The 26,107-nt window shown below is 66.9% G+C and carries 19 protein-coding genes and 1 pseudogene; 10 read left to right on the plus strand and 10 right to left on the minus strand.

Going from position 1 to position 26,107, the window contains the following annotated elements; genetic code table 11:
- Positions 1 to 3: 3 nt before the first annotated feature.
- Positions 4 to 465, minus strand: coding sequence for a hypothetical protein (locus tag E5206_RS01620; RefSeq protein ID WP_136320958.1), 462 nt, complete (start codon positions 463 to 465; stop codon positions 4 to 6).
- A 48-nt stretch (positions 466 to 513) separates the two neighbouring features.
- Entirely contained in the window at positions 514 to 1,413 is a 900-nt protein-coding gene (locus tag E5206_RS01625) for a glycerophosphodiester phosphodiesterase family protein (RefSeq protein ID WP_136320959.1), read from the minus strand.
- Between the two features lie 206 nt (positions 1,414 to 1,619).
- Here E5206_RS01625 and E5206_RS01630 point away from each other — a divergent pair, with 206 nt between their 5' ends.
- Positions 1,620 to 2,825 carry a DUF445 domain-containing protein gene (locus tag E5206_RS01630; RefSeq protein WP_136323910.1) on the plus strand — a complete coding sequence of 402 codons (1,206 nt, stop codon included), beginning with the start codon at positions 1,620 to 1,622 and terminating at the stop codon, positions 2,823 to 2,825.
- A 24-nt stretch (positions 2,826 to 2,849) separates the two neighbouring features.
- Here E5206_RS01630 and E5206_RS01635 read toward each other — a convergent pair whose 3' ends face one another.
- From E5206_RS01635 to E5206_RS01665, 7 genes are all read right to left on the minus strand, one after another.
- A complete protein-coding gene (locus E5206_RS01635; protein ID WP_136320960.1) occupies positions 2,850 to 4,073 on the minus strand; it encodes an MFS transporter in 1,224 nt (407 codons plus the stop codon).
- Between the two features lie 45 nt (positions 4,074 to 4,118).
- Positions 4,119 to 4,946: a respiratory nitrate reductase subunit gamma gene (gene narI, locus E5206_RS01640; protein WP_136320961.1), complete on the minus strand. Its 828-nt coding sequence runs from the start codon at positions 4,944 to 4,946 to the stop codon at positions 4,119 to 4,121.
- A 1-nt stretch (position 4,947) separates the two neighbouring features.
- Entirely contained in the window at positions 4,948 to 5,568 is a 621-nt protein-coding gene (gene narJ / locus E5206_RS01645; RefSeq protein WP_136320962.1) for a nitrate reductase molybdenum cofactor assembly chaperone, read from the minus strand.
- Positions 5,565 to 7,262, minus strand: a complete 1,698-nt coding sequence (gene narH / locus E5206_RS01650) for a nitrate reductase subunit beta (RefSeq protein WP_136320963.1) — start codon at positions 7,260 to 7,262, stop codon at positions 5,565 to 5,567. The genes narJ and narH overlap by 4 nt, the downstream gene beginning before the upstream one ends.
- Positions 7,262 to 10,972: a nitrate reductase subunit alpha gene (locus E5206_RS01655; protein ID WP_136320964.1), complete on the minus strand. Its 3,711-nt coding sequence runs from the start codon at positions 10,970 to 10,972 to the stop codon at positions 7,262 to 7,264. Before E5206_RS01655 ends, narH begins: the two co-directional genes overlap by 1 nt.
- Positions 10,973 to 11,054: 82 nt before the next feature.
- Positions 11,055 to 11,804 carry a 5-oxoprolinase subunit PxpA gene (locus E5206_RS01660; RefSeq protein ID WP_136320965.1) on the minus strand — a complete coding sequence of 250 codons (750 nt, stop codon included), beginning with the start codon at positions 11,802 to 11,804 and terminating at the stop codon, positions 11,055 to 11,057.
- Complete coding sequence (locus E5206_RS01665; protein ID WP_240690100.1) at positions 11,795 to 12,679, minus strand: hypothetical protein; 885 nt, start codon at positions 12,677 to 12,679, stop codon at positions 11,795 to 11,797. The genes E5206_RS01660 and E5206_RS01665 overlap by 10 nt, the downstream gene beginning before the upstream one ends.
- Before the next feature lie 374 nt (positions 12,680 to 13,053).
- Here E5206_RS01665 and E5206_RS01670 point away from each other — a divergent pair.
- Positions 13,054 to 14,198 (plus strand): annotated as a pseudogene (locus E5206_RS01670) (IS110 family transposase); the annotation flags it as partial.
- A 390-nt stretch (positions 14,199 to 14,588) separates the two neighbouring features.
- On the opposite strand, the gene E5206_RS01675 reads toward E5206_RS01670, so the two are convergent.
- Positions 14,589 to 17,009, minus strand: a complete 2,421-nt coding sequence (locus E5206_RS01675; protein ID WP_168709247.1) for a polysaccharide deacetylase family protein — start codon at positions 17,007 to 17,009, stop codon at positions 14,589 to 14,591.
- Positions 17,010 to 17,643: 634 nt separating this feature from the next.
- On the opposite strand from E5206_RS01675, the gene E5206_RS01680 reads away from it, so the two are divergent.
- The 8 genes from E5206_RS01680 (at position 17,644) to E5206_RS01720 (ending at position 26,098) form a co-directional block, all read left to right on the plus strand.
- Positions 17,644 to 18,708, plus strand: a complete 1,065-nt coding sequence (locus tag E5206_RS01680; protein ID WP_136320967.1) for a permease — start codon at positions 17,644 to 17,646, stop codon at positions 18,706 to 18,708.
- Complete coding sequence (locus tag E5206_RS01685) at positions 18,698 to 19,465, plus strand: TIGR03943 family protein (protein ID WP_136320968.1); 768 nt, start codon at positions 18,698 to 18,700, stop codon at positions 19,463 to 19,465. Before E5206_RS01680 ends, E5206_RS01685 begins: the two co-directional genes overlap by 11 nt.
- Positions 19,455 to 20,792, plus strand: coding sequence for a hypothetical protein (locus tag E5206_RS01695; protein ID WP_168709248.1), 1,338 nt, complete (start codon positions 19,455 to 19,457; stop codon positions 20,790 to 20,792). The genes E5206_RS01685 and E5206_RS01695 overlap by 11 nt, the downstream gene beginning before the upstream one ends.
- A gap of 232 nt (positions 20,793 to 21,024) precedes the next feature.
- Positions 21,025 to 21,918, plus strand: a complete 894-nt coding sequence (locus E5206_RS01700; protein ID WP_205759982.1) for a hypothetical protein — start codon at positions 21,025 to 21,027, stop codon at positions 21,916 to 21,918.
- A 500-nt stretch (positions 21,919 to 22,418) separates the two neighbouring features.
- Positions 22,419 to 23,369, plus strand: coding sequence for a zinc ABC transporter substrate-binding protein (locus tag E5206_RS01705; RefSeq protein WP_136320971.1), 951 nt, complete (start codon positions 22,419 to 22,421; stop codon positions 23,367 to 23,369).
- 387 nt (positions 23,370 to 23,756) lie between these two features.
- A complete protein-coding gene (locus E5206_RS19400; RefSeq protein WP_205759983.1) occupies positions 23,757 to 23,900 on the plus strand; it encodes a hypothetical protein in 144 nt (47 codons plus the stop codon).
- Positions 23,901 to 24,410: 510 nt separating this feature from the next.
- Positions 24,411 to 24,533, plus strand: a complete 123-nt coding sequence (ykgO, locus tag E5206_RS01715) for a type B 50S ribosomal protein L36 (RefSeq protein WP_136320973.1) — start codon at positions 24,411 to 24,413, stop codon at positions 24,531 to 24,533.
- Positions 24,534 to 24,790: 257 nt separating this feature from the next.
- Entirely contained in the window at positions 24,791 to 26,098 is a 1,308-nt protein-coding gene (locus E5206_RS01720; protein ID WP_136320974.1) for an MFS transporter, read from the plus strand.
- Positions 26,099 to 26,107: the final 9 nt, after the last annotated feature.

Here is a 26,107-nt window from a genome sequence, read left to right on the forward strand (position 1 = left end):
GCCTCATACCCGGATCTCCAGGGCGGGCGTTGCCGGGGCCCGCAGGCTCCAGGCCCAGGCGATGAGGGGCGCCTGGAGCGGGAGGCGCAGGGTGTGCGCCTTGCGCTGTCCGGGGGTTCCGGCCGGACCGTAGGCCCTGCGCAGGGCGTCGATGTGCCCGGCGAGGAAGAGGGTGAACATGCCGGTGACGCAGCCGGCCGCCGCCCGGCGGGTGGGAGGGAACAGGAGTCCGACGGCGGCGCCCGCTTCCAGCAGTCCGCTCACCGCCACCCATTCCTCGCGGGACAGTACGGCGAGCGGCCCGTTGGACCGTTCGCCGGAATCATCGCGGCAGAGGATATCCGGAACCACCTGGTCGAAGAAGCCGGGATCCCGGAAGTGCTTTCCGGCGCTGGCCAGCAGCAGTGTGGCCAAGGCAGCCGCGGACAGGGTCTGGGTGGCCCGGCGGGACCAGCTTAAAGGCATGGAACCACTCAATCACAGCCGCCGGGAAGGCCGTAATCGGCCGGCCCGTCACCGGACCGGCTGGCTGCCTGACGTGAGCTGGGCGAGGACCTCTGCGGGCCGGTTCGTGGTGATCTCCTGGATGCCCAGGCCGTGGCAGAGCGCCACATCGTTTTCCGAGTCCACGGTCCAGACGCGGAACCGGCGGCCGGAATCGAGCCAGCGCTGGACCGTGCGGGCGTGCTGCCGGACGTATGTGATGCCAGGTCCGGCCAGTCCCACCTCGCCGTCGTCCAGGATCCGTTCCGCCTCCGTCTGCGCCGCCTTCATGACATTCGCCAGCGCTCCGCCGGTGAGGACACCCAGGCCGAGTTCCCCCCGGATTTCCTCCACCTTGACGTCGTCCACGAGCTGGCAGACGGCCTCCGCGGGAACGGACTGGAGCAGGTGCTTCACCGCGTCCGGGCTGAAGCTCATGAAGGAGACCCGGATGTTGCCGAGCATCGACGTGGCGGGATTCCAGCCCTCCTCCACCAGGACTTCAAGGACCCTGTCCTCGAGCTTGAGCTGGTAGGGGCTGGGGTGCTTGAGTTCGATCGCCAGGCCGATCTCCCGGCCGGCCAGGCGCAGGATGTCCAGCAGTTCGGGCAGCGTCAGGAACTGCTCGGACCTGGCTCCGTACTCGTCCGGAATCCTCGCACCCTTCCACGAGGAGAAGTCCAGCAGCCGGAGCTCCTCGAGGGTCCGGTCGGCCACGGCTCCGGTGCCGTCCGAGGTGCGGTCCAGGTTGGCATCGTGCAGCAATACCGCGTGCTGGTCCCGGGTCAGGTGGATGTCGCACTCGACGCCGTCGGCGCCGTCGGCGATCGCCTGCAGGTAGGCGGCGCGGGTGTGCTCGGCGAAAACCCCGCTGGAGCCCCGGTGGGCGTAAACCAGCGGACGGGCGGGGAGCAACTCGTCAGTCGTCATGCTGACACGTTAGCGGACGGCCGGCACCGGCGCGGGGCTAGGCTGGGCACATGCAGGTGAACACTGAGCCAAATGCCCGTCCGGAAGGCGCCGACAGCACGGCGCACCCCTCGCCCGGCGCACAGACCGGCGTCGGTGCCGGCGGACCGGCCGCCCGCCGGGCCGCGGGGTCAAACGACGCCGGGAAGGCCGCCGCGCTGCGGAAGATGAAGCTGCTGGCCGTATCGCTGCTGATCGTGATGGCCGTTATCTTCGTGGTCGCCTTCGCGCTGCAGAAGCAGTATCCGTGGCTCGAGTATGTCCGGGCCGCGGCCGAGGGCGGTATGGTGGGCGCGCTGGCCGACTGGTTCGCCGTCACGGCCCTGTTCAAGCACCCGATGGGCCTCAAGATTCCGCACACCGCCATCATCCCGCAGCGCAAGGACCAGATCGGCGCCTCACTGGGCGAATTCGTGGAAACCAACTTCCTCTCCGAGCAGGTGGTCGCCCACAAACTTGCCTCCGTTGACATCGCCCGCAAGGCGGGTGCGTGGCTGTCCGGACCGGGCGGTGCCGAGCGCGTCGCCAAGGAAGGTGCCGCCGTCATCCGCGGCGCGTTCAAGGTGCTGAACGACGACGACGTCCAGTCCGTGATCGAGGGCATGGTCCGCCGGCATCTGCTCACTCCGCCGTGGGGACCCCCGGTGGGCCGGCTCGCCGAGCGGATCTTCGCCGAGGGCCACCACCACACGCTCGTGGACCTGCTCGTGGACCGCACCGTGGACTGGGTGCGGGACAACCATGAGACGGTCAGCAGGCTGGTCTCGGACCGTTCCCCGCAGTGGGTGCCGCAGTTCGTGGACGGCCTGATGGGCGACAAGGTCTACCTGGAGATCCTTAAGTTCACCCGTGCGGTGCAGTCCGATCCGCAGCACCAGGTCCGCCAGTCCATCGACAAGTACCTCTCCTCGCTGGCGCAGGAGCTGCAGCATGATCCGGTCATGATCGCCCGCGCCGAGGGCATCAAGGCCCAGGTCCTCGGCGACCCCGAGGTCCGGGAACTGGCCTCCCGCACCTGGGGCACCATCAAGGCGGCGCTGCTCACCGCCGTCGACGATCCGCACAGCGAACTGACCGTCAAGTTCAAAGCCGCCGTGCACGACTTCGGCACCCGGCTGGTGGTCGATCCCGAGTTGGCCGGCAAGGTGAACACCTGGATCGGCGACGCCGCGGGCTATCTGGTCAAGACGTACCGCTCTGACATCGCCGGCGTGATCACCGAGACCGTGGCCCGTTGGGACGCGGAGGAGACCTCGCAGAAGATCGAACTCCAGGTCGGCAGGGACCTGCAGTTCATCCGCATCAACGGCACCGTGGTGGGCGCCCTCGCCGGGCTGGCCATCTTCACGGTGGCGCACCTGGTGTTCGGCTAGAAATCCGCCGGGTCGCAGAACCAGTCAGGCCGCCGCGACCTTCGCCGGGGTCCGGCCCCGGACGGCGAAGACCGTGAACGCCAGGGCCACGAGCGCGGTCCCCACCAGCAGCAGGAGCCCGATCGAGTAGCTGTGGGTCGCGGGGTCGTAGGTGGCTCCCATGACCAGCGGCGGGAAGTAGCCACCAAGGCCGCCGGCCGCACTGACCACCCCGCTGATGCTGCCCACCTTTCCCTGGGGCGCCAGCACCCCCACCCAGGCGAAGACGCCGCCGGTCCCCAATCCCAGCGCGGCAGCCATGGCCACGAAGGTGAGGCCGGCGGGGACTTCGCCGTCGGGCTGCAGGTTGACCAGCCAGCCGAGCACCGCGACGCCGGCGAGGGACGTGAGCACCACGGGTTTGGGACCCAGCCTGTCGGCGAGTACCCCGCCCACCGGCCGGGCCAGCACGGCAGCGAGGGCGAACCCGGCGGTGCGGGCCCCGGCCCCGCTCGGATCGAAGCTGTAGACATCCCGGAGGTAGGTGGGCAGGTAGGTGGCGAAGGAGACGAAGCCGCCGAAGACGACGGCGTAGAGGAAGCACATCTTCCACGTGACGGGGGTTTTCGCGGCGTCGAGCAGCTTGGGCAGCACCGGGGCGTTGTTGCGGGTCCAGCCCGGGGACTCTTGCATGCGGAACCAGATCAGGACGGCCATCAGCGCCAGGATGGCGGCGATCAGCAGGTGTGTGGGGAAGTAGCCGATTCCGGCGACCAGCCGGGGGTTGAGGAAGGCCGCCAGGGCCGTCCCGCCCATGCCCGCGCCGAAGACGCCGGTGGCGAATCCCCTCCGCGCGGGCTCGTACCAGGCGCTGACGAAGGGGATCCCGACGGCGAAGACGGTTCCGGCGACCCCCAGCAGCAGCCCGGCGCCCAGCACCAGCGCGAAGGATCTGATGGTGCCGCCGACGGCCACCAGCAGGATCGGGAGGATGGAGGCCAGCAGGACGAAGCTGAACATGGCCCGCCCGCCGTACCTGTCCGTCAGGGTGCCGACGACGATCCGCCCGAGCGAGCCCACGAAGACGGGCATGGCGACCAGCACGCCGGTGGTGGCCGGATTGAGGTGCAGGTTCTGGGTGTAGAAGGCACCCAGGGTGGCGACGGAGTTCCAGGCCCAGAAGCACACCACCGAGGCGGAGGTGGCGAGCACCAGGTTGAGCGTCCGGCCGGCGGGGGCGGCTAGGGACGGGGACGCTGCTCCGGCCACGGTGTTCTCCTCTTCAGTTCAATAGTTTCGGTTCAGGACGGCGGCTCAGCGGTTCCGGGTGTCCCGGTCCCGTGTTCCGACGGCGGACCAGCCCCGGCGCGCGGCGGTTCCGGTGGTCCGCGCGGCAGAGGTTCCGGCTGCCGGCTTGCCTCCGGCGCGGCCGGTGTCCCGGTCCCGCGAGCGGTAGACGATGTAGGGCCGGAAGAGGTAGTGGAACGGCGCCGTGAAGGCGTGGACCAGCCGCGTGAATGGCCAGATCACGAAGAGCGTCATGCCTACCAGGGTGTGCAGGTGGAAGGAAAAGGGCGCCCCGGCCATGGCAGCGATGTCGGGCTGGAAGATGAACAGCGAGCGGAACCACGGGGCCACGGTTTCGCGGTAATTGTGCCCGTGCTCGCCGTCAAAGACGCTCGCGAGCGTGGTCCAGAGCCCGAAGACGATCGCCGCCGTCAGCACCACGTACATGGTCTTGTCATTCCTGGTGGTGGCCATGAAGACGGGCCCGGTGGTCCGGCGGCGGTAGATCAGCAGGATGATCCCGCCCAGGGTTCCCACCCCGGCCACGCCGCCCACCAGCAGGGCGTTGAAGTGGTAGAACTCCTGGCTCATCCCCACCGCCTGGGTCCATACCATCGGAATGACCAGGCCGAAGAAGTGGCCGGCGATCACGGCGAGGAGGCCGAAGTGGAACAGCGGCGAGGCGATCCGCAGCAGCCTGGACTCGTAGAGCTGGGAGGACCTCGTGGTCCAGCCGAACTGGTCGTATTTGTAGCGCCAGACGAGCCCGCCGACGAGGATCACCATCATGACGTACGGGAGAACGCCCCAAAACAGGATGTCCAGGGCGGTGATGGCAGGTGCGGCGGTGTCCATCTCAGGCCCCCTTCACGGGCAGCAGGCGCGGATCGTAGGGGTCCAGGCCAACGGCCTCGGTGGGCGGCCCGTAGCCGGCCATCCGCATGACCGCCTGCTCGTCCGCCGGGGATTTTCCGGGCAGCGTGGCACAGACGGCCTGCAGGATCCGGGCGTGCGGCAGCCCGTCCCGGAGCAGCCCGAAGCGGAGCATCTCCAGGCTGGAGCGGTATTGGATCAGCAGCCCGCGGCCGGCCGCGAGGTCCACCAGTGCGGCGTACTCGAGGACCATCGGGAGGTAGTCCGGCAGCTCGCCGTGCGTGTCCACCAGGATGTCGCTTTGCCGGTAGGTCTTCTTGAAGTTGCCCAGCACCTCGCCGCGGCGCCGCGTGTCCCCGTCCGTCCAGTAGGACAGGTGGAGGGCGTGGCGCTTGCCGAGGTCGAACTCGCGCACATAGTGGGCCTGGCTGTCCATCGGCGGTGTGGATTCCATCGAATCCAGCACCTCCTGGAAATCCGCGACGGCGCCGGGGAACTCGGCCAGCGCGGCGCGCATCAGCGGGACCCTGCCGATCAGTTCCTCGTCGGGGTAGGACAGGCACCATGCCGCGGCGAGGTAGACCACCTGCTGGCGGCGGGTCATGGCCGCTCCCCCGCCGGCGATCCCGGCTCCGGCGCCGTGGGGTGTTTTTCCGGAAACAGCCCCTCCGGCGCCCCCGTCCCGTCCCAGTTCAGCAGGTTGACCCGGCCGCGCAGGGTCGTTTCGCCGGGCGCGGAGCCCGAGGTCTGCCGGTCCCGCAGGGCGTTGAAGGTTTCCACGGCCACCGGGACGGGCCTGCCGCTGGCCTCCCCGAACGGGGCGGAATCCTGCATGCCCGGTCCGCCGTCGAAATCCAGCGAGCAGCCCATCTCCTCAAGGTCGTGGGCCTGTTCCACATGGGCTTTCGGGATGACGTAGCGCTCCTCGTATTTTGCGATCGCCATCAGCCGGTACATCTCGTACATGGTCTGGCCGTCCATGCCCACGGCTTCCGGGATGGAATCGTCCGGATCGTTGCCGAGGCTGATGCCGCGCATGAAGGAGCGCATCGCCGCGAGCTTCTTCAGCACCGCGGTGACCCGTTCCGTGTCCCCGGCAGTGAACAGTTCCGCGAGGTACTCCACCGGAATGCGCAGGGCGTCAATGGCGCCGAAGAGGTTGCCGGTATCCTCGCCGTCGTGCCCCTGGTCGCGCAGCAGGTCCACCACGGGTGAGAGCGGCGGCACGTACCAGACCATCGGCATGGTCCGGTATTCCGGGTGCAGCGGCAGCGCCACGTTGTACACCTTGGCCAGCGCGTAGACCGGCGAGCGCCGGGCTGCGTCGATCCAGTCCTCCGGGATACCCTGGGCCCGGGCCTCGGCCTGGACGGCGGGATCGTTCGGGTCCAGCAGCACATCCATCTGGGCGTCGTAGAGTTCCCGGGGGTCGGTGACGGCCGCCGCCGCGGTGACGGCGTCGGCGTCGTACAGGAACAACCCCAGATACCGGAGCCGGCCCACGCAGGTTTCCGAGCAGACCGTCGGCAGCCCCACCTCCACGCGCGGGTAGCAGAAGGTGCATTTCTCGGCCTTGCCGGTCTTGTGGTTGAAGTAGATCTTCTTGTATGGGCAGCCCGTGACGCACTGGCGCCAGCCGCGGCACTTGTCCTGGTCCACCAGGACAATCCCGTCCTCCACCCGCTTGTAGATGGCGCCGGACGGGCAGGAAGCCATGCAGGACGGGTTCAGGCAATGCTCGCAGATCCGCGGCAGGTAGAACATGAAGGTCTGTTCGTAGGCGAACTTGATCTTGTCCTCGGACTCCCGCCGGACCTTTTCCACGATCGGGTCCAGGTGGCCGTTCTCGGTGGAACCGCCGAGGTCGTCGTCCCAGTTGGCGGACCAGGTGATCTTGGTGTCCTCCCCGGTAATCAGGGATTTGGGCCGGGCCACCGGGAAGTCGTCGCCCAGCGGCGCGTCCACGAGGGTCTTGTAGTCATAGGTCCACGGCTCGTAGTAGTCCTTGAGCTCGGGCTGGACCGGGCTGGCGAAGATCCCGAAGAGTTTTTTGACCCGGCCGCCGGCCTTGAGCACGAGCTTGCCGCGCTTGTTCAGCACCCAGCCGCCGTGCCACTTCTCCTGGTCCTCGTAGCGCCGCGGATACCCCTGCCCGGGGCGGGTTTCGACGTTGTTGAACCAGACATATTCGGTGCCCGCACGGTTGGTCCAGGCCTGCTTGCAGGTCACGGAACAGGTGTGGCAGCCGATGCACTTGTCCAGGTTCATGACCATGCCCATTTGAGCCATAACACGCATCAGTACTGCACCTCCTGGGAACGACGGCGGACGGTGGCCACCATGTCGCGCTGGTTTCCGGTGGGGCCAAGGTAGTTGAACGCGTAGGCCAGCTGGGCGTAGCCGCCGATCAGGTGCGAGGGTTTGACCAGCAGCCGGGTCACCGAGTTGTGGATGCCGCCGCGCCGGCCCGTGGCCTCGGACTTCGGCACGTCGATGGTGCGTTCCTGGGCGTGGTGGACGTAGACCACGCCGGCCGGCATCCGGTGGCTGACGATCGCCCGCGCCACGAGGACGCCGTTGATGTTGACGCACTCCACCCAGTCGTTGTCATTGACCTGGATGGACTCGGCGTCGGACGGGCTCATCCAGACCGTCGGACCGCCGCGGGAGAGCGAGAGCATCAGCAGGTTGTCCTGGTATTCGGAGTGGATGGACCACTTGGAATGCGGGGTCAGGTAGCGGACCACCACCTCCATGGACCCGTCCTGGCCGAGCTTCGGCTCGCCGAACAGGCGGTGCATGTCCAGCGGCGGCCGGTAGATCGGCAGGGCCTCGCCGATGTCGATCATCCAGTCGTGGTCCAGGAAGAAGTGCATCCGCCCGGTCAGGGTGTGCCAGGGCTTGAGCCGCTCCACGTTGATGGTGAACGGGGCGTAGCGCCGGCCGCCGGTCTCGGAGCCGGACCATTCCGGGGAGGTGATCACCGGGACCGGGCCGGCCTGGGTCTGGGCGAAGGTGATGAATTTTTCCTCGGAACCCTCGGAAAGGTCCGCGAGTTTCCGGCCGGTGCGGATCTCCAGGTCCTTGAAGCCCTGCACGGACAGCGCGCCGTTGGTGGTGCCGGAAAACGCCAGGATGGCCTCGGCCATCTTCGCGTCGGTGTCGATCGCCGGGCGTCCGTCCGCGGCGCCGCCGAGCATCACGCCATTGGAGCGGCTGAGCCGCTCCAGCGGGCCGGCGAGTTTGTAGGTGACGTTCTTGACGGTGAAGCCCAGCTTGTCGGCCAGCGGCCCGACGGCGGCCAGCTTGTCCGCGATGGCGGTGTAGTCCCGGTCGACCACGGAAAAAATGGGCATGTTCTGCCCGGGGACCGCGGGAATGGACGTGTCCCGCCAGTCCCGCACGATCCCGCCGGGCTGGGCGAGCTGGCCGGGCGTGTCGTGCAGCAGCGGCACGCTGACCAGGTCCCGGCGGACCCCGAGGTGGGTTTTTGCCTGCCGGGAGAATTCCTGGGCCAGCAGGTGGAAGGTGTCGAAGTCCGTTTTGGTCTCCCACGGCGGGTCGATCGCGGGCGTGAAGGCGTGCACGAACGGGTGCATATCGGTGGAGGACAGGTCATGCTTCTCGTACCAGGTGGCGGCCGGGAACACGACGTCGGACAGCAGGGTGGTGGAGGTCATCCGGAAGTCGGCGGAGACCAGCAGGTCCAGTTTCCCTTCGGGCGCCTGCTCATGCCATTTCACGTCCCTCGGCTTGAGGCCCTCGGCGTGGTCCTTGCCCAGGACGTTGTTGTGGGTGCCCAGCAGGTTGCGCAGGAAGTACTCGTTGCCCTTGGCCGAGGAGCCGAACAGGTTCGAACGCCACAGCACGAGGGTCCGCGGCCAGTTCTCCGGCGCGTCCACGTCCTCGATCGCCGGGTTCAGGGTGCGGTTCTTCAGGGCGTCCGCGATGTAGCCCGGGGTGTCCTTCGCGGTGCCGGCGGCGACGGCGGCCTCCGCCTCGTCCGCGAGGTCCAGCGGGTTCCGGTCGAACTGCGGGTAGAACGGCATCCAGCCGAGCCGCGCGGACTGGGCCAGGGCGTCCGCGGTGTGCATGCCGTCCAGGGCCCCGGTGGAGAGCGGGGATTTCAGCGCGTCCGCGGAGTAGCCGTCCTGCCGCCACTGGTCCGTGTGCATGTACCAGTAGCCGGTGCCGATCATGGTCCGCGGCGGCCTGGACCAGTCCAGCGCGTTCGCCAGGGAGACCCAGCCGGTGGCGGGACGGGTCTTTTCCTGCCCCACGTAGTGCGCCCAGCCTCCCCCGTTGCGGCCCATGCAGCCGGTCAGCATAACGAGGGCCAGGACGGCCCGGTAGGTGGCGTCGCCGTGGAACCACTGGCAGATTCCGGCACCCATGATGATCATCGAACGGCCCTTGGACTGCTCGGCGTTGCGGGCAAACTCCCGGGCCACCCGGATGCAGGCCTGCGCCGGGACGGACGTGATCTCCTCCTGCCAGGCGGGCGTGTACGGTGTCGAGGCGTCCTCGTAGCCGGCGGCCCAGTCCCCCGGGAGCCCCTCGCGGCCCACGCCGTACTGGGCCAGCATAAGGTCGAACACCGTGGTGACCAGCTGGCCTTCCACCTCCAGCACAGGTACACCGCGGCGGAGCACGCTGCCGGCGCCGTCCGCGTCCTCGAAGCAGGGCAGCAGGATCTCCGCGCTTTCCCCGGAGACCTCGCGGAGGGACAGCGCGGGCTCGATCCCCTCGAGGTCCAGGTTCCATTTGCCCTCGCCGCTGCCGGAGTAGCGGAACCCCATGGAGCCGTTGGGGACGGCGGGGAGGCCGGTTTTCTTGTCGAACAGGACGGTGCGGAATGCCGCGTCCTCGGCACCGGACTCGGCCGGGAGGTCCCGGGCGGTGAGGAACTTGGACGGGGTGAGGGAGCCGTCGTCGCGCCGGTCGAGCCGGACCAGGAAGGGCAGGTCGGTGTACTGGCGGACGTAGTCGGAGAAGAACGGCACGTCACGCTCGACGAAGAACTCCTTAAGCATGACGTGCCCCATCGCCATCGCGAGCGCTGCGTCAGTTCCCGCCTGGGCGGGGAGCCATTCGTCGGCGAACTTCGTGTTGTCCGCGTAGTCCGGGCTGACGGTCACCACCTTGGTGCCGCGGTAGCGTACCTCGGCCATCCAGTGCGCGTCGGGGGTCCGGGTCACGGGGACGTTGGAGCCCCACATCATGAGGTACCGTGCGTCCCACCAGTCACCGGATTCCGGGACGTCTGTCTGGTCCCCGAACACCTGTGGGCTGGCCACGGGGAGGTCCGCGTACCAGTCGTAGAAGGACGTCATCACCCCGCCGATCAGCTGGATGAAGCGGGTCCCGACGGCGTGCGAGACCATGGACATCGCGGGAATCGGCGAGAATCCGGCGCAGCGGTCCGGGCCGTACGCCTTGATGGTGTTCACGTGCGCCGCGGCGGCGATTTCGATCGCCTCCTGCCAGGACACCCGCACCAGGCCGCCCTTGCCTCGGGCCTGCTGGTAGCGGCGGCGCCGTTCGGGGTCCCCCACGACGTCGGCGAAGGCCAGTACCGGATCGCCGAGCCTGGCCTTGGCCTCGCGGTACATCTCCACGAGGACGCCCCGTGCGTACGGGAACCGGACGCGCGTGGGTGAGTAGGTGTACCAGGAAAAGGCCGCCCCGCGCGGGCAGCCCCGCGGCTCGTATTCCGGGCTGTCCGGGCCCACGGAGGGGTAGTCGGTCTGCTGGGATTCCCAGGTGATGATGCCGTCCTTGACGTACACCTTCCAGGAGCAGGACCCGGTGCAGTTCACCCCGTGCGTGGAGCGGACCACCTTGTCGTGGCTCCAGCGGTCCCGGTAGAAGATGTCGCCCTTGCGGCCGCCCTCCCGGAACACCGCCCTGCCGTCGTCGGTCTGGTCCCATTTCGTGAAGAAACGGCCCAGCTTCAACATCGCATCCGAGGCGGGTCCATCGAACCCCGCAGTGCCTCCGGCAGTCATGCCTTCAAGCTAGGTCGCGCTCATTGGCCCGGATAGAGCCTTAGGACACTGGGCAGGCCCTGTCCGGACTGATCGGCGCCGATCAGGCGAAGGGCTCCAGTTCCACGCCCGCAGCTTCCAGCGCGGCTCGGACCGCCGCGGCCGTCGCGGCCGAGCCGGGGGTGTCGCCGTGCAGGCACAGGGACTGCGGCTCGATCCGGACCACGGTGCCGTCGACCGCCTCGATTTCGCCCCTGGTGGCCAAGCGCACCGCCCGCGCGGTGATCTGCCCGACGTCGTCCAGCAGCGCCCCCTCCTGCGACCGCGGCACCAGGGTGCCGTCGGGGAGGTAGGCGCGGTCCGCGAAGGCTTCGAAGAAGACCGGGTGCCCCGCTTCCTCGGCGATCCCCAGCAGCGCTGAGCCCGGGAAACCCAGGATGGGAAGCCCCGGATCGTAGGCCTGGACGGCGGCGATCACGGCTGAGGCCTGCTCGGCGTCGTGCACCGTGCGGTCGTAGAGCGCCCCGTGCATCTTGACGTAATCCACCGAGGCACCCACCGCGTGGGCCACCCCGTCCAGCGCGCCGAGCTGGTACAGCACCGCGCCGAAGAGATCGTCGAAGGTCATGTCCATCGAGCGCAGGCCGAACCCGGCCAGGTCCGGATACCCGATGTGGGCGCCCACCCGGACGTCGAGTTCATAGGCAGCCCGGCAGGTGTCCAGCATGGTCACGGGGTCACCGGCATGCAGCCCGCAGGCCACGCTGGCGCTCGTGATGAGCGGGAACATGGCGGCGTCGTCGCCCATGGTCCAGGTCCCGAAGGACTCTCCCAGGTCAGCGTTCAGATCCAAAAGTTGCCGCCTTCTTGTGCAGGGTCTTTCCGGGCATGGTCTTTCCGTTCAGGGTTTTCCCGTGCCGGGTTCTCCGGGGAAGCGTCCAGGGAGTCTGCCGCCGAAGCGGCGCCTCCCGTGCCCACGAGGAGTTCTCCCGGGATCGTGTCCGGCATGGGGCCGAACGCTTCCTTGGCGTTTGCGACGACGGCGCGTCCCATCAGGCGGTTTCCCACCCCGCCGACGACGGCGCCGACGCCGAAGGGAAGTGCCCTGCCCAGGAAGGCGCTGCCCTGGCGCTTCAGCAGGCTCCGGAGGAAGGCCCGCTGGATCCGCTCACGCACCGTACCGAAGCCGGCCAGCGGGACCCGGCGCGCGAAGAGGGAGCCCCAGGCCTGTGCGGGGCCCGTGCTCCTCCCTGCCGCCTGGCCGCTTAGCGAGCTCAGCAGTTCCATGCCTTCCTCGCCCAGCATGATGGCCATGACCAGGGTGCTGGCCTTGTCCGGGTCCACCATCCGCACGCCGTGGAGTTCGGCGAGGGACGTGGCGAAAAGCGCGGTTGCTTCCAGGAACCCGACTGTGGCGGCGGCCGAAAGGCCCAGTGCCGCTGCGGTCCCCACGCCGGGCACGACGGCGGTCCCGCCAACCAGCGCCCCGCCGCCGGTGACGGCCACGAGGTAGTCCCGTTCCAGCCTGGCGGCGAGCTGCGCCGCCGTCGCCCGGGGATACTTCCGCTGGAGCCGCCGGATGTTCGCCAGCACCAGCGGCCGCTGGACTTCAACGGCGCGGAGCAGCAGGTTGTGGACGCCCGGCTTGGGTTTGCCCTCGGCGTCGAACATCGCGTTGTGGGCGGTCTTCTGGGCAATCTTCATTGCCGGGTTGCTGCGCTTGGCCATCATCGCCTCTCGTCGGAACCGGAACAGCTCCTGACTGTCACTTCCCTTAACACTAAGCCACCATGCCCTTTGGCTACCGCCCGGTAGCATCGCCTCGCGTCGCCCGGCGGGGGGCCTCGCTGTTTCTGGCTGTTTCCTTATGGTGTTGACGGGTGGTTCCGTGGCTGTTGCAGGGTCGTGGCTGCCCAGGGGAGGCGGGTATGGCATTGATTGCTGTGCCGGACGGGCTCGTGACGGCTTCGAAGGATTGGCCGCCCGCCACCCCGCGATGACCCGACCGCTGATTAAGAGACGCGACATGATCGCCGGATAAGGACACGACGGCGCGGTTATCTGCTGGGCCTTAACCCAAACCGACAGACTGGAGGCTGTTCTTGGTGCACCTATGGGCCGGTATTGACGCCGGCAAAGCCCACCATCACTGCGTTGTGATCGACGCCGACGGAAACCGGCTGCTCTCCCAACGAGTCCCCAACGACGAACCAGCCCTGCTCGAACTCATCGCCAACGTCCTGAAACTCGCCGGACGGGACGAGGTGATCTGGGCGACGGATTTGAACCACGGCGGGCCGGCGCTGTTGATCGCGCTGCTCGTCGGCCACGGCCAGAACATCCTCTACATCCCTGGCCGGACCGTGCATCACGCCTCCAGGCTTTATCGCGGCGACGGCAAAACGGACGCCAAGGACGCTGCCGTGATAGCTGACCAGGCCAGGATGCGGAAAGACCTCCAGCCGCTGCGGGCCGGGGATGAGATCAGTACCGGGCTGCGGATCCTCACCGCACGGCGGGCGGACAAATCCGCGGACCGGGTCCGGGCGATCAACCGCCTGCAGGCCCAGCTGCTGGAGTACTTCCCCGCGCTGGAGCGGGCCTTCGATTACAGCCGTTCCAAAGCGGCCCTGTTGCTGCTGACCAAGAACCGGACTCCTGACGGCATCCGCCGCGCCGGCCAGACACGGCTTCATGCCTGGCTGAAGAAACACGGTGCCCGCTCCTCGGCTGCCGTCGCCACAGCAGCAGTCGAGGCCGCGAAATCCCAGCACACCACCGTCCCGGCCCAGCACCTCGGAGAGCTGATCGTCGCCGCCCTCGCACAGGAGATCATCACCCTGAATGAGGAACTGGCAGAGCTCGATTCGCTGATCAGCGAGAAGGTCACCGAACACCGGTACACCCGGACCCTGCTCAGCATGCCGGGCTTCGGCCCCGTGCTGGCCGCCGAGTTCCTCGGCGCCACCGGAGGAGACCTCACCGTCTTTGAAACCGCGGACCAGTTCGCCGGCGTCGCCGGCCTCGCCTCCGCACCCAGGGACTCCGGCCGTATCACCGGCAACCACCACCGGCCCCGCCGCTACGACCGCAGGCTGCTCCGCGTCTTCTCCGGGCTGTCGGCCCTGAAATCCTGCCCCGTCTCACGGGTCTACGACCGCAAACGCGGCGAAGGGAAAACCCACATTCAGGCCATGCTCTCCTGGCCCGGCGCCGCCTGAACGTCCTCTGGGCCATGCTCCGCGACGGCACCACCTACACCCCGGTCCCTGGCATGCTGAGGCTGCGTGATGTTTCTTTAGGCACTCTAGGAAGCGAACTTCGGCATCCGGAGTCGGGCCAAGTGCTCGTTCAAGGCCATCGCCAGCCGATTACAGTCCAGCGCCGGCAGCGGCAGCAATCCGTAGAGATATGGATCGACGGCCCTCTCATCCAGGCTGCCCCCGAGTCGGTAGTAGGCCAACCAGGCTTCCCAGACCCGGGGGCCGCGAGCAGGAAGCAACACGCACCGGCTCCTGCTGGCCTTCATCCATCAGAACCCAGACCTCCTGACATCCCGCACTCCGCAGAAGTGCGGGACTGCATGCCTTCTGTCTGACCGCACGGGAAACATCCCCGCGTGGCCCACATCTATCTGCTAAAGGAAGTACCCCGAGACATCCGCGATGAGTTGGGTTGTCCCGTTTGACCTGTTGTAGAGGTTGACCTTTCCGTCGGCCCCGATCGGGACGGTGACGCAATTGGGAACAATCTGCCCTTTTGCAAAGTTCACGTTGGATGCGTTGGGCAGTGTGCCACCGGAGGCATAGGCCGTGATGAACCCGAAGGATGTCGGGTTGGCCACGGTCAGGTTGAACGTCGCGGCTGATGCGGACGTGGGGACACCGTTGGCACCGCCGATGAGGAACGATACGGTTCCGTCGGCCGTTGCCGGTGTTGCCGGTGTTGGAGTCCGTGTGTCCAGAAACCTGGTAGGCGCGACCGGTTGGAAGGTGCCGGGAAGTGTGGGTGTGCCGGCGAGATAGTAGCCGGAGACGTCCGCGATCAGGTTCGCGGTGCCGACGGAGGCGTTGAACAGGGCCACCTTCCCATCCGTTCCCACCGGGACGGTGACGCTGTTCGGGACAATCTGCCCGGCGGCATAGTTCACATTGGACGCATTGGGCACAGCAGCCGAGCCGGAGGCGTAGGCGGTGACGAATCCGTCGGACTTTGCGTCGGCCACAGTGAGGTTGAAAGTAACTGCTGAGACGCTTGACGGGATTCCGCTGACTCCGCCAACTTGGAACGACACGGTCCCTTTGGCAGCCACTGGCGGCGCCGTGGGGCTGCGGGTGTCAAGGAACCTCGTCGGCGCGATCGGTTGGAATGCACCAGGAGCGGCCACCGTTCCGGACAAATAGTAGCCAGAGACGTCGGCTATCAGCTGCGCAGTTCCCACCACGGAGGCGTTGAAGAGGGTAACTTTTCCGTCCGTTCCCACCGGGACTGTGACACTGTTGGGGACAATTTGCCCCTTGGCATAGTTCACGTTGGAAGCATTCGGCCGGGTGGTTCCGGAAGCATATGCCGTGACAAAACCGTTGGACGTCGGGTTGGCGACGGTGAGGTTGAATGTCACCGCGGAGACGGTTGCCGGGATGCCGTTCACGCCGCCCACCTGGAAGGAAACCGTCCCGTTGGGTGCCACGGGCCCGCTGCTTGTGCGCGTGTCAAGGAGCCTGGCCGGTGTGATGGGCTGGAACGCTCCCGGAGTCGTCAGGCCATCGGTGAGGCTGTAGTCGTCTGTGACGAGCGTTCCCGTGCTCAGGAGGGTCAATGCCATGGACATGGCGGTGGCACCGGCGGGCATGGGAGGAGATTCATAGGTCACCTGGGTGTAGGCCGTAGCGGGAAGGTACAGCGGACTGGACGTCCAATACTGCCAATTGCCCTGACCCAACCTGTAGTAGACCTCGAACTGGGTATTCGCCGTGGAGGTATACCAGGCCGACATCGTGTAGCGATGACCCGGAGTGACGGTCGGTGTGCACTGGCCGGTGTCAAGGGGCGGAAGCACCTTGGCATCACCATCCGTGTAGGCGGACACGACCAACTGCTCGGCGGCGGTCCCGGTGTGGGCCGTCGTCACGGTGCTGGTGGTGTAGGTATTGGTGCCGTAGGAGCCCGGAACCCAGCAGTCCGGGGGGCCGCCGACCACGGAACCCGCCGTCTCAAATCCGGGGTTGCGGAGCAGGTTCCCTGAAGTGATGGGTGCCGGTGGCGTCGGCCCGTTGGCAGCCAGCGGCTTCACCGCTCCGCCCATCACCTGGTCCACCGTTTTCACGGTGACCCGCCCCGCGGCCTGCTCGGCCGCCAGGAAGTCGATGAGCGCATTGAAATTGGCTGTGGTGACATCGAGGGGGTTACCGGGGACGTTGATGTGGTGGAAGGTGTATTGCATCCAACCGCCGCCCGGCTCGGCCTTAAGGGTCAGGTCCTCCATGTTCTGCAGTGTCCAGGTATTGTCGAGCTGGTCCGGGGCCTTGGTCAGGAACGGGTCGGCCGGAGGCATGGTCTCGGCCAGGGGGGAGCCCGCGGAGGCCGGGATCTGGCTGGCGATGTCACCCAGTCCACGGGCGCTGTTGTAGCCGCACGCCGACACAACGCTCTCGATGGCCGGGCTGGAAGCGGCATACGGATAGGCGAAGCTGGTGATGCGCAGCCCCATGTTGGTCAGGTTGGTGCGGTCGTCGCAGATTTGCCGCTGTTGCTCAGCGGTGTCGGTCAAGGTCAAATCGGGGTGGGTGACAGTGTGTCCGCCAATCTCGTTTCCCGCGGTCTGGAGCGCCAGGGCTTGGGCGGTTGTCATGTGCAGGCTGTCGGAATTGAGAAAGCCTGACGGCGTATAGAACGTTCCGTGCAGGCCCTTGGAATTCATATAGGCTGCAGCGGCCATCTGGTCGACGTGGGCATCGTCGAATGTCAGCGTCACTGTGACGAGACCGGCCGCACGTGCTGGCGGCGCCAGGACGGCGGCGTTGAAGAACGTCGCCAGCAGGAGTGCTGCCGTGCCCATGGCCGCCGCGGCGGCCCAGTTCGTCTTACGGGTTTTTCCGGCGTGGTTCCGTCCTGGGAGTGTGGCCCCGGTCCACAGGCCTGCGGACGCCGGAGGGGTTTGTTGGAAAGGCTGGCCCTTCGGGCCGCGACGCCGGAATAGTTTCATGGGACCTGACTCGATTCAGAACTGAGACTGGTCGGGACATGTCGCCCCCGGGCATGTCCCGTTCGTTACTGGAGCGGGTACTCTGTATCCGCCACCCGTGCGTCACATGTGGCCATGGGTGGCGGATAGACGTCCGCCGAGCGTTGTGGTTGGCAGACGCTTCGACCCTACAGCGGGTCCTCAGCCAGGGTATGAGTGCCGACTACCTGTCTTTTCGGGCGGACCACTCTTGTTTTTCCAGGGACTCCGCGCATTGGTACGGCTTGCGGCGCTGCCGCACTGGCCCCACGGTCCCCGTTGGAGAGGCCAGCGCGCCCACTGCGCCCGCACCAGGGCGCTGGCCCGGGCTGCTTCCAATATTCTTCCGCAGCCGGCCGGCCGGATCGTGCCGGTTGCCGGGGCTAGTCGCCCCAAACCCCAGCCTGTACAGTCTCCGGTGTCAGCCCTTCGGGCAGGGATGCCCGGCCCGGTCACGGAAGGAGTGCCCATGCCGCTGCCAGCCATAGACAAACGTGGGCTGCCGGCACCCGTCATAGCGGCCGGGGGCCGGGCCGGTGCCGTGCGGGGAAGGTCTGTCGCCGGGTTGTTGGTCGGCGTCGCCCTGGTGGCCCTGCTTTTCGCGGTTCGGTTCCTGGTTCCGTCCTCCGTGGGCGGGGTGGGGATGGCGGATGCGGCGCGGGACTTTGCCACGTTGTCGATCAGCGTCGTGATTGAATCCTTGCCCTTCGTCTTCCTCGGGATCGTGCTCTCGATCGCCGTGCAGATCTGGCTGCCGGAGGGGCTGCTGCTGCGCCGGCTGCCGAGAACCCCTGTTTTGCGGCGGATGGTCCTCTCGCTGTTGGGCATGCTGCTGCCGGTGTGTGAATGCGGCAATGTTCCGCTGGCGCGCGGGCTGATGGTCAATGGTTTGACGGTGGCGGAGTCGATGACGTTTCTGTTCGCCGCGCCGATCCTGAACCCCATCACCATCGTCACCACGCAGCAGGCCTTTGGCTGGGACAACAATATCCTCGTCGCCCGCATCGCCGGTGGTTTCGCCATCGCGAACCTGGTGGGCTGGCTCTACAGCCGGCATCCGCGCCCGGCTGACCTGTTGACGCCCCGGTTCCAGGCGGCCTGCGCCCTGAAGGACCACCACGGCGGGCAGCCGGGCAAGGCGGCGCGGAGTGTGGGGATGTTCGTCCAGGAAACCGGCGCGATGATGCCGGCCCTCTTCATCGGCGCCGCCCTGGCCGGGATCATCCAGGTCGCCGTGTCCCGGGAGGTGCTCGTCACGCTCGGGAGCAACCCGATCTGGTCCGTGCTGGCCCTGATGCTCCTGGCCTTTGTCGTGGCCATCTGCTCCAACGTTGACGCGTTCTTCATCCTGTCCTTCGGCGCAACGTTCCTGCCGGGAGCCATCGTGGCGTTCCTGGTGTTCGGGCCGATGATCGACGTGAAAATGCTCGCCCTGCTGCGCACCACGTTCACCTCCAAAACCCTCGTTCAGCTCAGCGTGCTGGTGGCGTTGTGCGCCGCCGTGCTTGGATTGGCGGTCAACTATGTCCATTAGAATCCTTGTTCGCCGTTGGCAGGGCGTGGCCCTGAGCCTTATCGGCATAGTGGCCACGCTGTGGCTTGGCCTGACGGGCCAGCTCGCGCTTTACATCCATCCGCGGTACTTCGTGTTCACCATCGTCATGGCCGTGATTGCGGCCGTGCTGGCCCTGGCGGCCTTTGCCCTGGGCCCCGCTGCCCCGGAAGGGCACGGACACGAACACGCGGAAACCGGCACCGGGGGGCGGTGGCGCTGGCTCTGGGCCGCCGGAAGCATCCTGACCATCACCGCCGCGGTGGTGGGCCTGCTGGTCCTGCCGCCGTCGACCCTCACCACGTCGACGGTCAGCCAGCGCGGCCTCAATGGCTCCGCCTCGGCGCTCACCCAAAACGATGCCGGCAAGCTCGCGGGCGGAGACTACTCGGCGTTCACCGTCAGGGACTGGGCCTCGCTGCTCCGTTCGGGCGCAGGCCAGGATTTCTTTGCCGGCAAGACCGCCACCGTCACCGGGTTCGTCACGCCGGACAAGAATGATCCGGCCAATGTGTTCTTCGTGACGCGCTTCGTGGTGACCTGCTGCGCCGTTGACGCCCAGCCCATCGGGGTGCCCGTCTACCATCCGGGCTGGCAGAACGAGTACAAGACGGACAGCTGGGTGACCACCACCAGCGGCTTCCACCCGAACCCGGATGCCGCCAGCCACGAATCGATCGTTCTCATCCCTGACACGATCACTCCCACCACACAACCGGCCCAGCCCTATGTCTACTAAACCGTCCACCAGGCCCGCAGCCAAGCCCTCTGCCAAGCCGGCAGCCAGGCCGGCAGCCAGGCCCTCCACCAGGCCAGGAGGCAAGGCGTCTGCCAAGCAGGCAGCCGCGGCGCGCCGGGCCGGGCGCAGCTTTGCCCGCTCGCTCTATGGCACCATCGCCACGCTCGCCATCCTCGCCGGCGCCCTGACCGCGGGGAACCTGGCGCAACTGCAGCACCCCAACTCCGTCTCGGCGTTGCAGCACGCCTCCGGCACCGCCTCTTTTGCCATCTACACACTGGAACGGAAAGCGGGCCTCGACGGCGCAGGCAAGAAGATTCCAGACACCATCCTGGGGGCCAACCTCCCCGGCGGCGGGGGTGGCACGGAGCTTGTCCGTGCCCCGCGGATCCAGGAATTTGCTGCGCTTCCCGCCGCCCTGGCCGTTGCCACGCTCAACGACGACAACACCAGCACCCTGGAGATCGTCCCCCTCGACGGCGGTGCCCCGCGGCTCGTGCCGCTGCCCAAGCCCGGGAACGTGGAGAACATTCACGCGGCCGCGTCGGGCCATCTGGTTGGCTACACCTTCACCAGTTCATCGGCCACGGACCAGCTTGGGAAAGAACTCTTCGTTTACGACGTCGAGGACCCTTCCTCCACACCGAAGCCGGTCCAGGGGATCAACGGTCCGGTCTCCGCGGCGGACTGGAAATTTGTCCCGGGCTCCACCTCGCTCGTGGCACGGACCGATGACCAGTCCATGTTCCTCCTGGATCCCTTGAGCCCAGGCAAAATCACACCCCTGGGAACGCACAGCGGATTCCTCGGCTTTGTCCCCGGCACCGGCGACCTCGTCGTCGCCGACCGGGGACTGCGCCAAGGCATAGACCCGGAACGGTACTCAACCATCCACCTCGCCACCGGCACGCCCACGCCCACGCCCACGCCCACGCCGCTGAGCATCGCCGACGGTGCCGGGCTGAAGAGCAGCCAAAACGGGACAACGGCCACCACCGGCCAGCCCCTCCTTCTGGACGTCGGCGGCCTGTACGCCCAAGTGAAGAGCACCTTCGATGCGGGGAAGGAAAGCTCTGTCGTCAACCTCACCGACAGGAACGGCTCACACCTGCTCTACCGGCCGGACCCCGGCTGGTCCCGCATACTCAACGTCTGCCTCGCGCCCACCGGCGAGTACCTCGCCATCGAAACAGCCTCCCCCGGTTATGTCGGGGACCACTACCCGAACCGCGCCGCACCAACCCCCATGCAGACCGCCGTCGTGGACGTGAAGACCGGAGCCCTGGTGCGCACCATTCCCGGGTTCCTTCCGAACTGGTGCGGGTAGCCCGCCCCTCACACAACACTGGCATCGCAGGACTGTGCACCTCGCCAATTACTAACCGCCAGACCCGCTGCTTTGCTGTGCGGGTCGAAATAAGTAGAAGACAGGTGTCATGTGCGGATTCACTTCTGCAAGTCCAGTAGCGACCACTCATGATCCTCCGGGACAGGACCGCTAGGGTGCGAAGTGGGCTGCTGAAGGCCCGTTGCCTGTTGTTCGGAAGCTGGGGCCGTTAATGAAAGCCGCAAAACTACTTGTCGTTGCCTGTCTGCTGTTCGCGTGCCAAGCCAGCCCTGCCCGCGCCGCAAGCCCCGATTCGCTGTATCCGCCCCCGGACCCCGCCGCGCTGGGCAACGACATCTCCTGGCCCCAGTGCGGGGGCGACCTTCCCGCACCCCCGGGATCCGCGGTCATCGGCGTGAACGGCGGCCGGGCGAACACCACGAATCCTTGTCTGGCCAGGCAACTGGCCTGGGCGGCCGGCACCACTGGTGCGGCGGCAGGTACCCCGGCGGCGGTGTACGTAAACACTGCCAATCCGGGACCCGGCGCGTCCTGGTGGTGGCCCTCATCGAACATTTACCGGGGAACGGACGTCACCAACCCCTATGGGATATGCGACGGCACCGGAACCGCGGCCTGTGCCTACGTCTACGGCTACGCCATGGCCTTCGATGACGTGAACCTGCGGGGAGTCACAGATCCCGCACGCCGTATGTGGTGGCTGGACGTGGAAACCGGGAACAGCTGGTCAGACGACACAGCAGCCAACGCCGCAGATCTGGAGGGCATGACCGCATATCTGCAGAGCACCGGGGCAGAAGTCGGCATCTATTCCACCACATACCAGTTCGGAGAAATTGCCGGCGCCGTCGATCCCGGCAGCAACCTGTACAGGCTCAAGAGCTGGATCCCCGGAGCAACATCAACAGCCTCCGCGCAGGCGAAGTGCGCGTCCGCCCCGCTCACAGCCGGCGGGATCGTCGCACTAACCCAATTTACCGCCGGAGACCTCGACTACAACTACCACTGCCCGATCCTCCCGCAGGAGCCGCCGACCCTGGAGCCACCCACCCCGCAGCCGGTGCAAATCCCGCACCGCGCGCACGCCATCCAGCTCGTCAACTAACTCGTCAACTAAGGGGTCCAACAGGCCGGCCGGGATCCACTCCTTGGCCTTGGCGCTGCGCCTTGTTGACGTCGGTCCGACGGGGCCTTCGATTCCCGGCCAGACGGATCAGGGCCTCGCAGGTCGCGGAATTCGTCGCCTTTTCGCTATCCGATCCTTCAAAGTTTCGGCAGCCGGCGTAAGTCAGGTCGCCTTAGCGGGGCGTGTGCGGAGCGGTCACGCCTATGACCAGGCCGGGCAACCCTGTGGCCAGCCCAAACCACCCGGCCGTCTCACCGCCGGTGGAGGACGCCGCGGCCGGTGTCGCGGAGGGTTCCGTTGGGGCCGGAGCCGGGGAAGGGGCAGGGGTGGTCGCTGACCGGCAGAATACCTCCAAAGGTACTCGATGGCGTCTGCTCCCGCCGGTTCAGGATGGGGCATCGTCACTATGCCGTGAAAAGGATCGGCTCCATGTATGGTTAATGCGATTGATTCTCATTAGCACTAAAAGGAGTTTTCACATGCATGAAGGAACTTTTCAGCGGGGTCCGCGGGCGGGCGTGCTTGCCGCCTTCGCAGCGGCGGGAGCGGTGCTGCTGCTGGCGGGCTGCGGTTCGGCAGGAACGGGCCAGGCGCCTGCCTCGGCGGGAGCGGGGCCGGTGGAGGTGGCAACGTCGACGGATGTCTACGGGGACATTGTCCACGTGATCGGTGGGGAAAAGGTCCACATCACCCCGATCATCCACAGCTCCGGCCAGGACCCGCATTCGTATCAGGCCACCCCACAGGACAGGCTCGCCGTGTCCAAGGCGCGGCTGCTGATCGAAAACGGCGGCGGCTACGATGACTTTTTCAGCACCCTTGCCGCAGAAAACACCGGGGACCACCAGCTCATCGATGTCACGAAACTCTCCGGGCTTTCCCCGGAATCCACCACCGCGGCCGCGGATTTCAACGAGCACCTCTGGTATAACTTCGAGGCCATGACCGCGTTCGCGGACACCGTGTCCACAAACCTGGCCCGCATCGACCCGGCAAATACCGCGAGCTACACGGCGAACACCGACCGGTTCAAGGCCGATCTGGGCAAGCTCAAAGGCCGCACCGCTGCCCTGAAGGCGCACCACACCGGCGATGCCGTCGCGATCACCGAACCGGTGCCCCTCTACCTTCTCCAGGCGGCCGGGCTGGTCAACAAAACCCCCGAAGAATACAGCCACGCCATCGAAGCCGGCCAAGACGTGGCAGTGCCCGTATTGAAGGAGACTCTTGATTTGATCTCCGGCAAGGGGGTGAAGTTCCTGGCCTACAATGACCAGACCGAGGGACCCGAAACCAAGGCCCTCAAGGATGCTGCCGCGAAAGCCGGAGTCCCCGTCGTCGATTTCACCGAAACCCTCCCGGAGGGCCAGAATTACCTTCAATGGATGAACAGTAACGTCGACCACATCGATAAAGCCCTGCAGGGCTGAACCCCGGGAGGATCAGGAACGGGCCTTTAACCAGACCTGATGCGCTGACTTCATAGCCGGGGTTGAGCCAGAGCAGGCCCCCTGAACCCCGCAGACCGCACGAACGAGGACGCCCCATGCCCGCCAGCAAAGTGCGCAGGACGGCAAAAGCCAGGATCGCGGCAGAGCGGAAACTCATCCGCGAACAGGACAACTCCTGCCCCGGCCCCTGCTGTCCCCGCGAAGCCTCTGGCATTGCCTCAAGGAGGCCAGGACAATTAGGTGTGGACACGTGGGACCGGCCTTGGCCCGCAACCGGTTCCGCGTGAGGCTAAAGACCTGGAAGCGCGGACTCCGGCGTGGCCGGCGGTCCGCACTACCGCTTTTCAGGGCTTAGTGTTCGTCGTAATGGTCACCATGAAGGGCATGCTTGGGGCCGTCGTGGACGTAGTCCACGTGGTCATCATGCTGGACGGTTTCGTGCCCGCAGCCGGGCCGGTGCTCGTGCTCAGCAGGGCCATGCTCGGCACGAGTATCTTCAACGGTCATTAGTCTTGCTCCTCTACTATCGCAGCGTCCTGTTTCCAGGAAAGTGTCATTGAAGGATGCGGTTAATCCGGACCTGGAATGCCGTAAGTGCCTCACGGCCCGGGACCGTCCAGGCAAAAAACTCCATCACCGCGCAGCAGCCGAAGGTACTGGGCGACCAGCGGCCGGGACACCCGCCGGTCCGGAAATGAACACCGCACAATCCGGCAACGGATCCGCGGGGGGGCGTGATGCAGAAAAGGTGAGCTTTCCCTCCCAGCTGTGCAGTGCCCACAGTCCAAGCCAAACACCGGCGCCGGCCTGAAGCAACGTCCGGGGAGAAGTCACAGGGGAGGCGATGCCGCCTCCTAAAGATCTGTGGCGGCAACCGGTGAGGACATTGACAGGCTGAAATCGCACGGCTCCTCGCCGGCTGCGAACTCACCGATGCTGAAATGAATGCAGGCTTTGCCGGCCTGTCCGAACCGTTCGAGCTCAACTCAACACACTGAGCCTGACAAGAAGGAGCGACACATGAAAGTACGGAACTCACTGCGGGAGCTGAAGAAAATACCGGAAGCGCAGGTCGTGCGACGTCGCGGCAGGACCTTCGTCATCAACAAGAAAAACCCCCGAATGAAAGCCCGGCAGGGCTGACCAGGCTGGGGTGGGATTTCCCCGTCGGAACCACACGTAGCCGGACCGCAGGGATGACAGAGGGCCCCCGACCAGATTCTCTGGTGGGGGACCTCTGCAGGTCAGGCCGAGAACACTACCAATGAGTGTGCGCGCCAGGCGGTGGCGGTTCAGTCACTGACGACCGTACAAGCCGTTGACAACATCATTGAGATTCCTTCTGTTTCTGTCCGGTTTCTATCTGTTTCTGCCACGAAAGCGGCGCCTACACTGGATCCATGCGCGCGCTGAGGGCCCTGCGACCGTTCGCGCACCGGGAATACCGGGTGCTGATCATGGCGCTGGCGATCTCCATCTTCGGCTCCGGGATGTGGGCCGTGGCAATGGTCTACGAGGTGATCCACCTCGGCGGCGGCCCGCTGGAACTCTCCCTGGTGGCGGCGGCCGGCAGCGCGGGCCTGGTGGCCTTTGTGCTGGCGGGCGGCATCGCGGCGGACCGCGTTCCGCAGCGGCTCCTGATCATCGGGGTTGAGGGCGCCAACCTGGCCGTTATCGCCACAATCAGCGGACTGGCCGTACTGGGCTGGCTGCAGCTCTGGCACCTGGCGCTCGGAGCATTCGTGCTGGGCATCGGGGCGGCGTTCTTCTTCCCGGCCTACTCCGCCATCCTGCCCCGGATCCTGCCGCCGGAAGACTTGCTGGCAGCCAACGGCATGGAGGGGACCATCCGGCCGATCCTGCAACAGGCCGCCGGGCCGGCCGTGGCGGGCCTCCTGGTGGCGGCCGTGTCCCCGGCCCATGCCGTGGCCGGGGTGGCGGCCTGCCATCTGCTGGCCTTCGGGGTGCTGAACTTCCTCGGCCGCGACCTTGGACAGTCACGGCCGGGCAGCGGACACACCGAGGAGCGTGCCAAGGCCCCGCTGCTGCAGGATCTCCGGGAAGGGGTGGCCTACACGGTCCGGACGCCCTGGCTGCTGTGGACCCTGCTGTGGGCCTGCATCTCCGTGCTGTTCCTGATCGGCCCCATCGAGGTCCTGCTCCCTTTTGTGGTCCGGGACCAGCTCGGCGGCGACTCCCGCATGTTCGGCTTCCTGCTCGCGATCATGGGCGTCGGAGGCGCCGCGGCCTCGCTGGCCACCGCCTGGTTCCCGCTGCCGCGCCGCTACCTCACCGTCATGATGGTCTGCTGGGGAGCCGGCAGCCTCCCGATGGCCGCGGTGGGAATCATGGACAGTTTCTGGGGGCTGGCCCTCGCCCTGTTCGTTTTCGGCGCCACCGACGGCGTGGGCATGGTCATCTGGGGGACCCTGCTGCAGCGCCGGGTGCCCCCGCATCTGCTGGGCCGGGTGTCCAGCCTGGATTTCTTCGTCTCGCTGGGTCTTATGCCGGTCTCCATGGCCCTGGCCGGGCCCGCCGCCGAAGTTGTACCGGTTTGGCTCATCTTCCTGGTGGCCGGAGGGGTATGCCCGGTTGTGGCCGTGGCGGCGATGATCGTCGCCCGGATGCGGGCCGACGAGCTCGCCAACCCCTTGGACCGGGCTGTGGAGCGCGGAGCCGGCCGGGGCACGGCGCAGGTGGGCAAGTAGGGAGCACCT

The sequence above is a fragment of the Arthrobacter sp. PAMC25564 genome, assembly GCF_004798705.1.
Classification (GTDB): Bacteria; Actinomycetota; Actinomycetes; order Actinomycetales; family Micrococcaceae; genus Arthrobacter.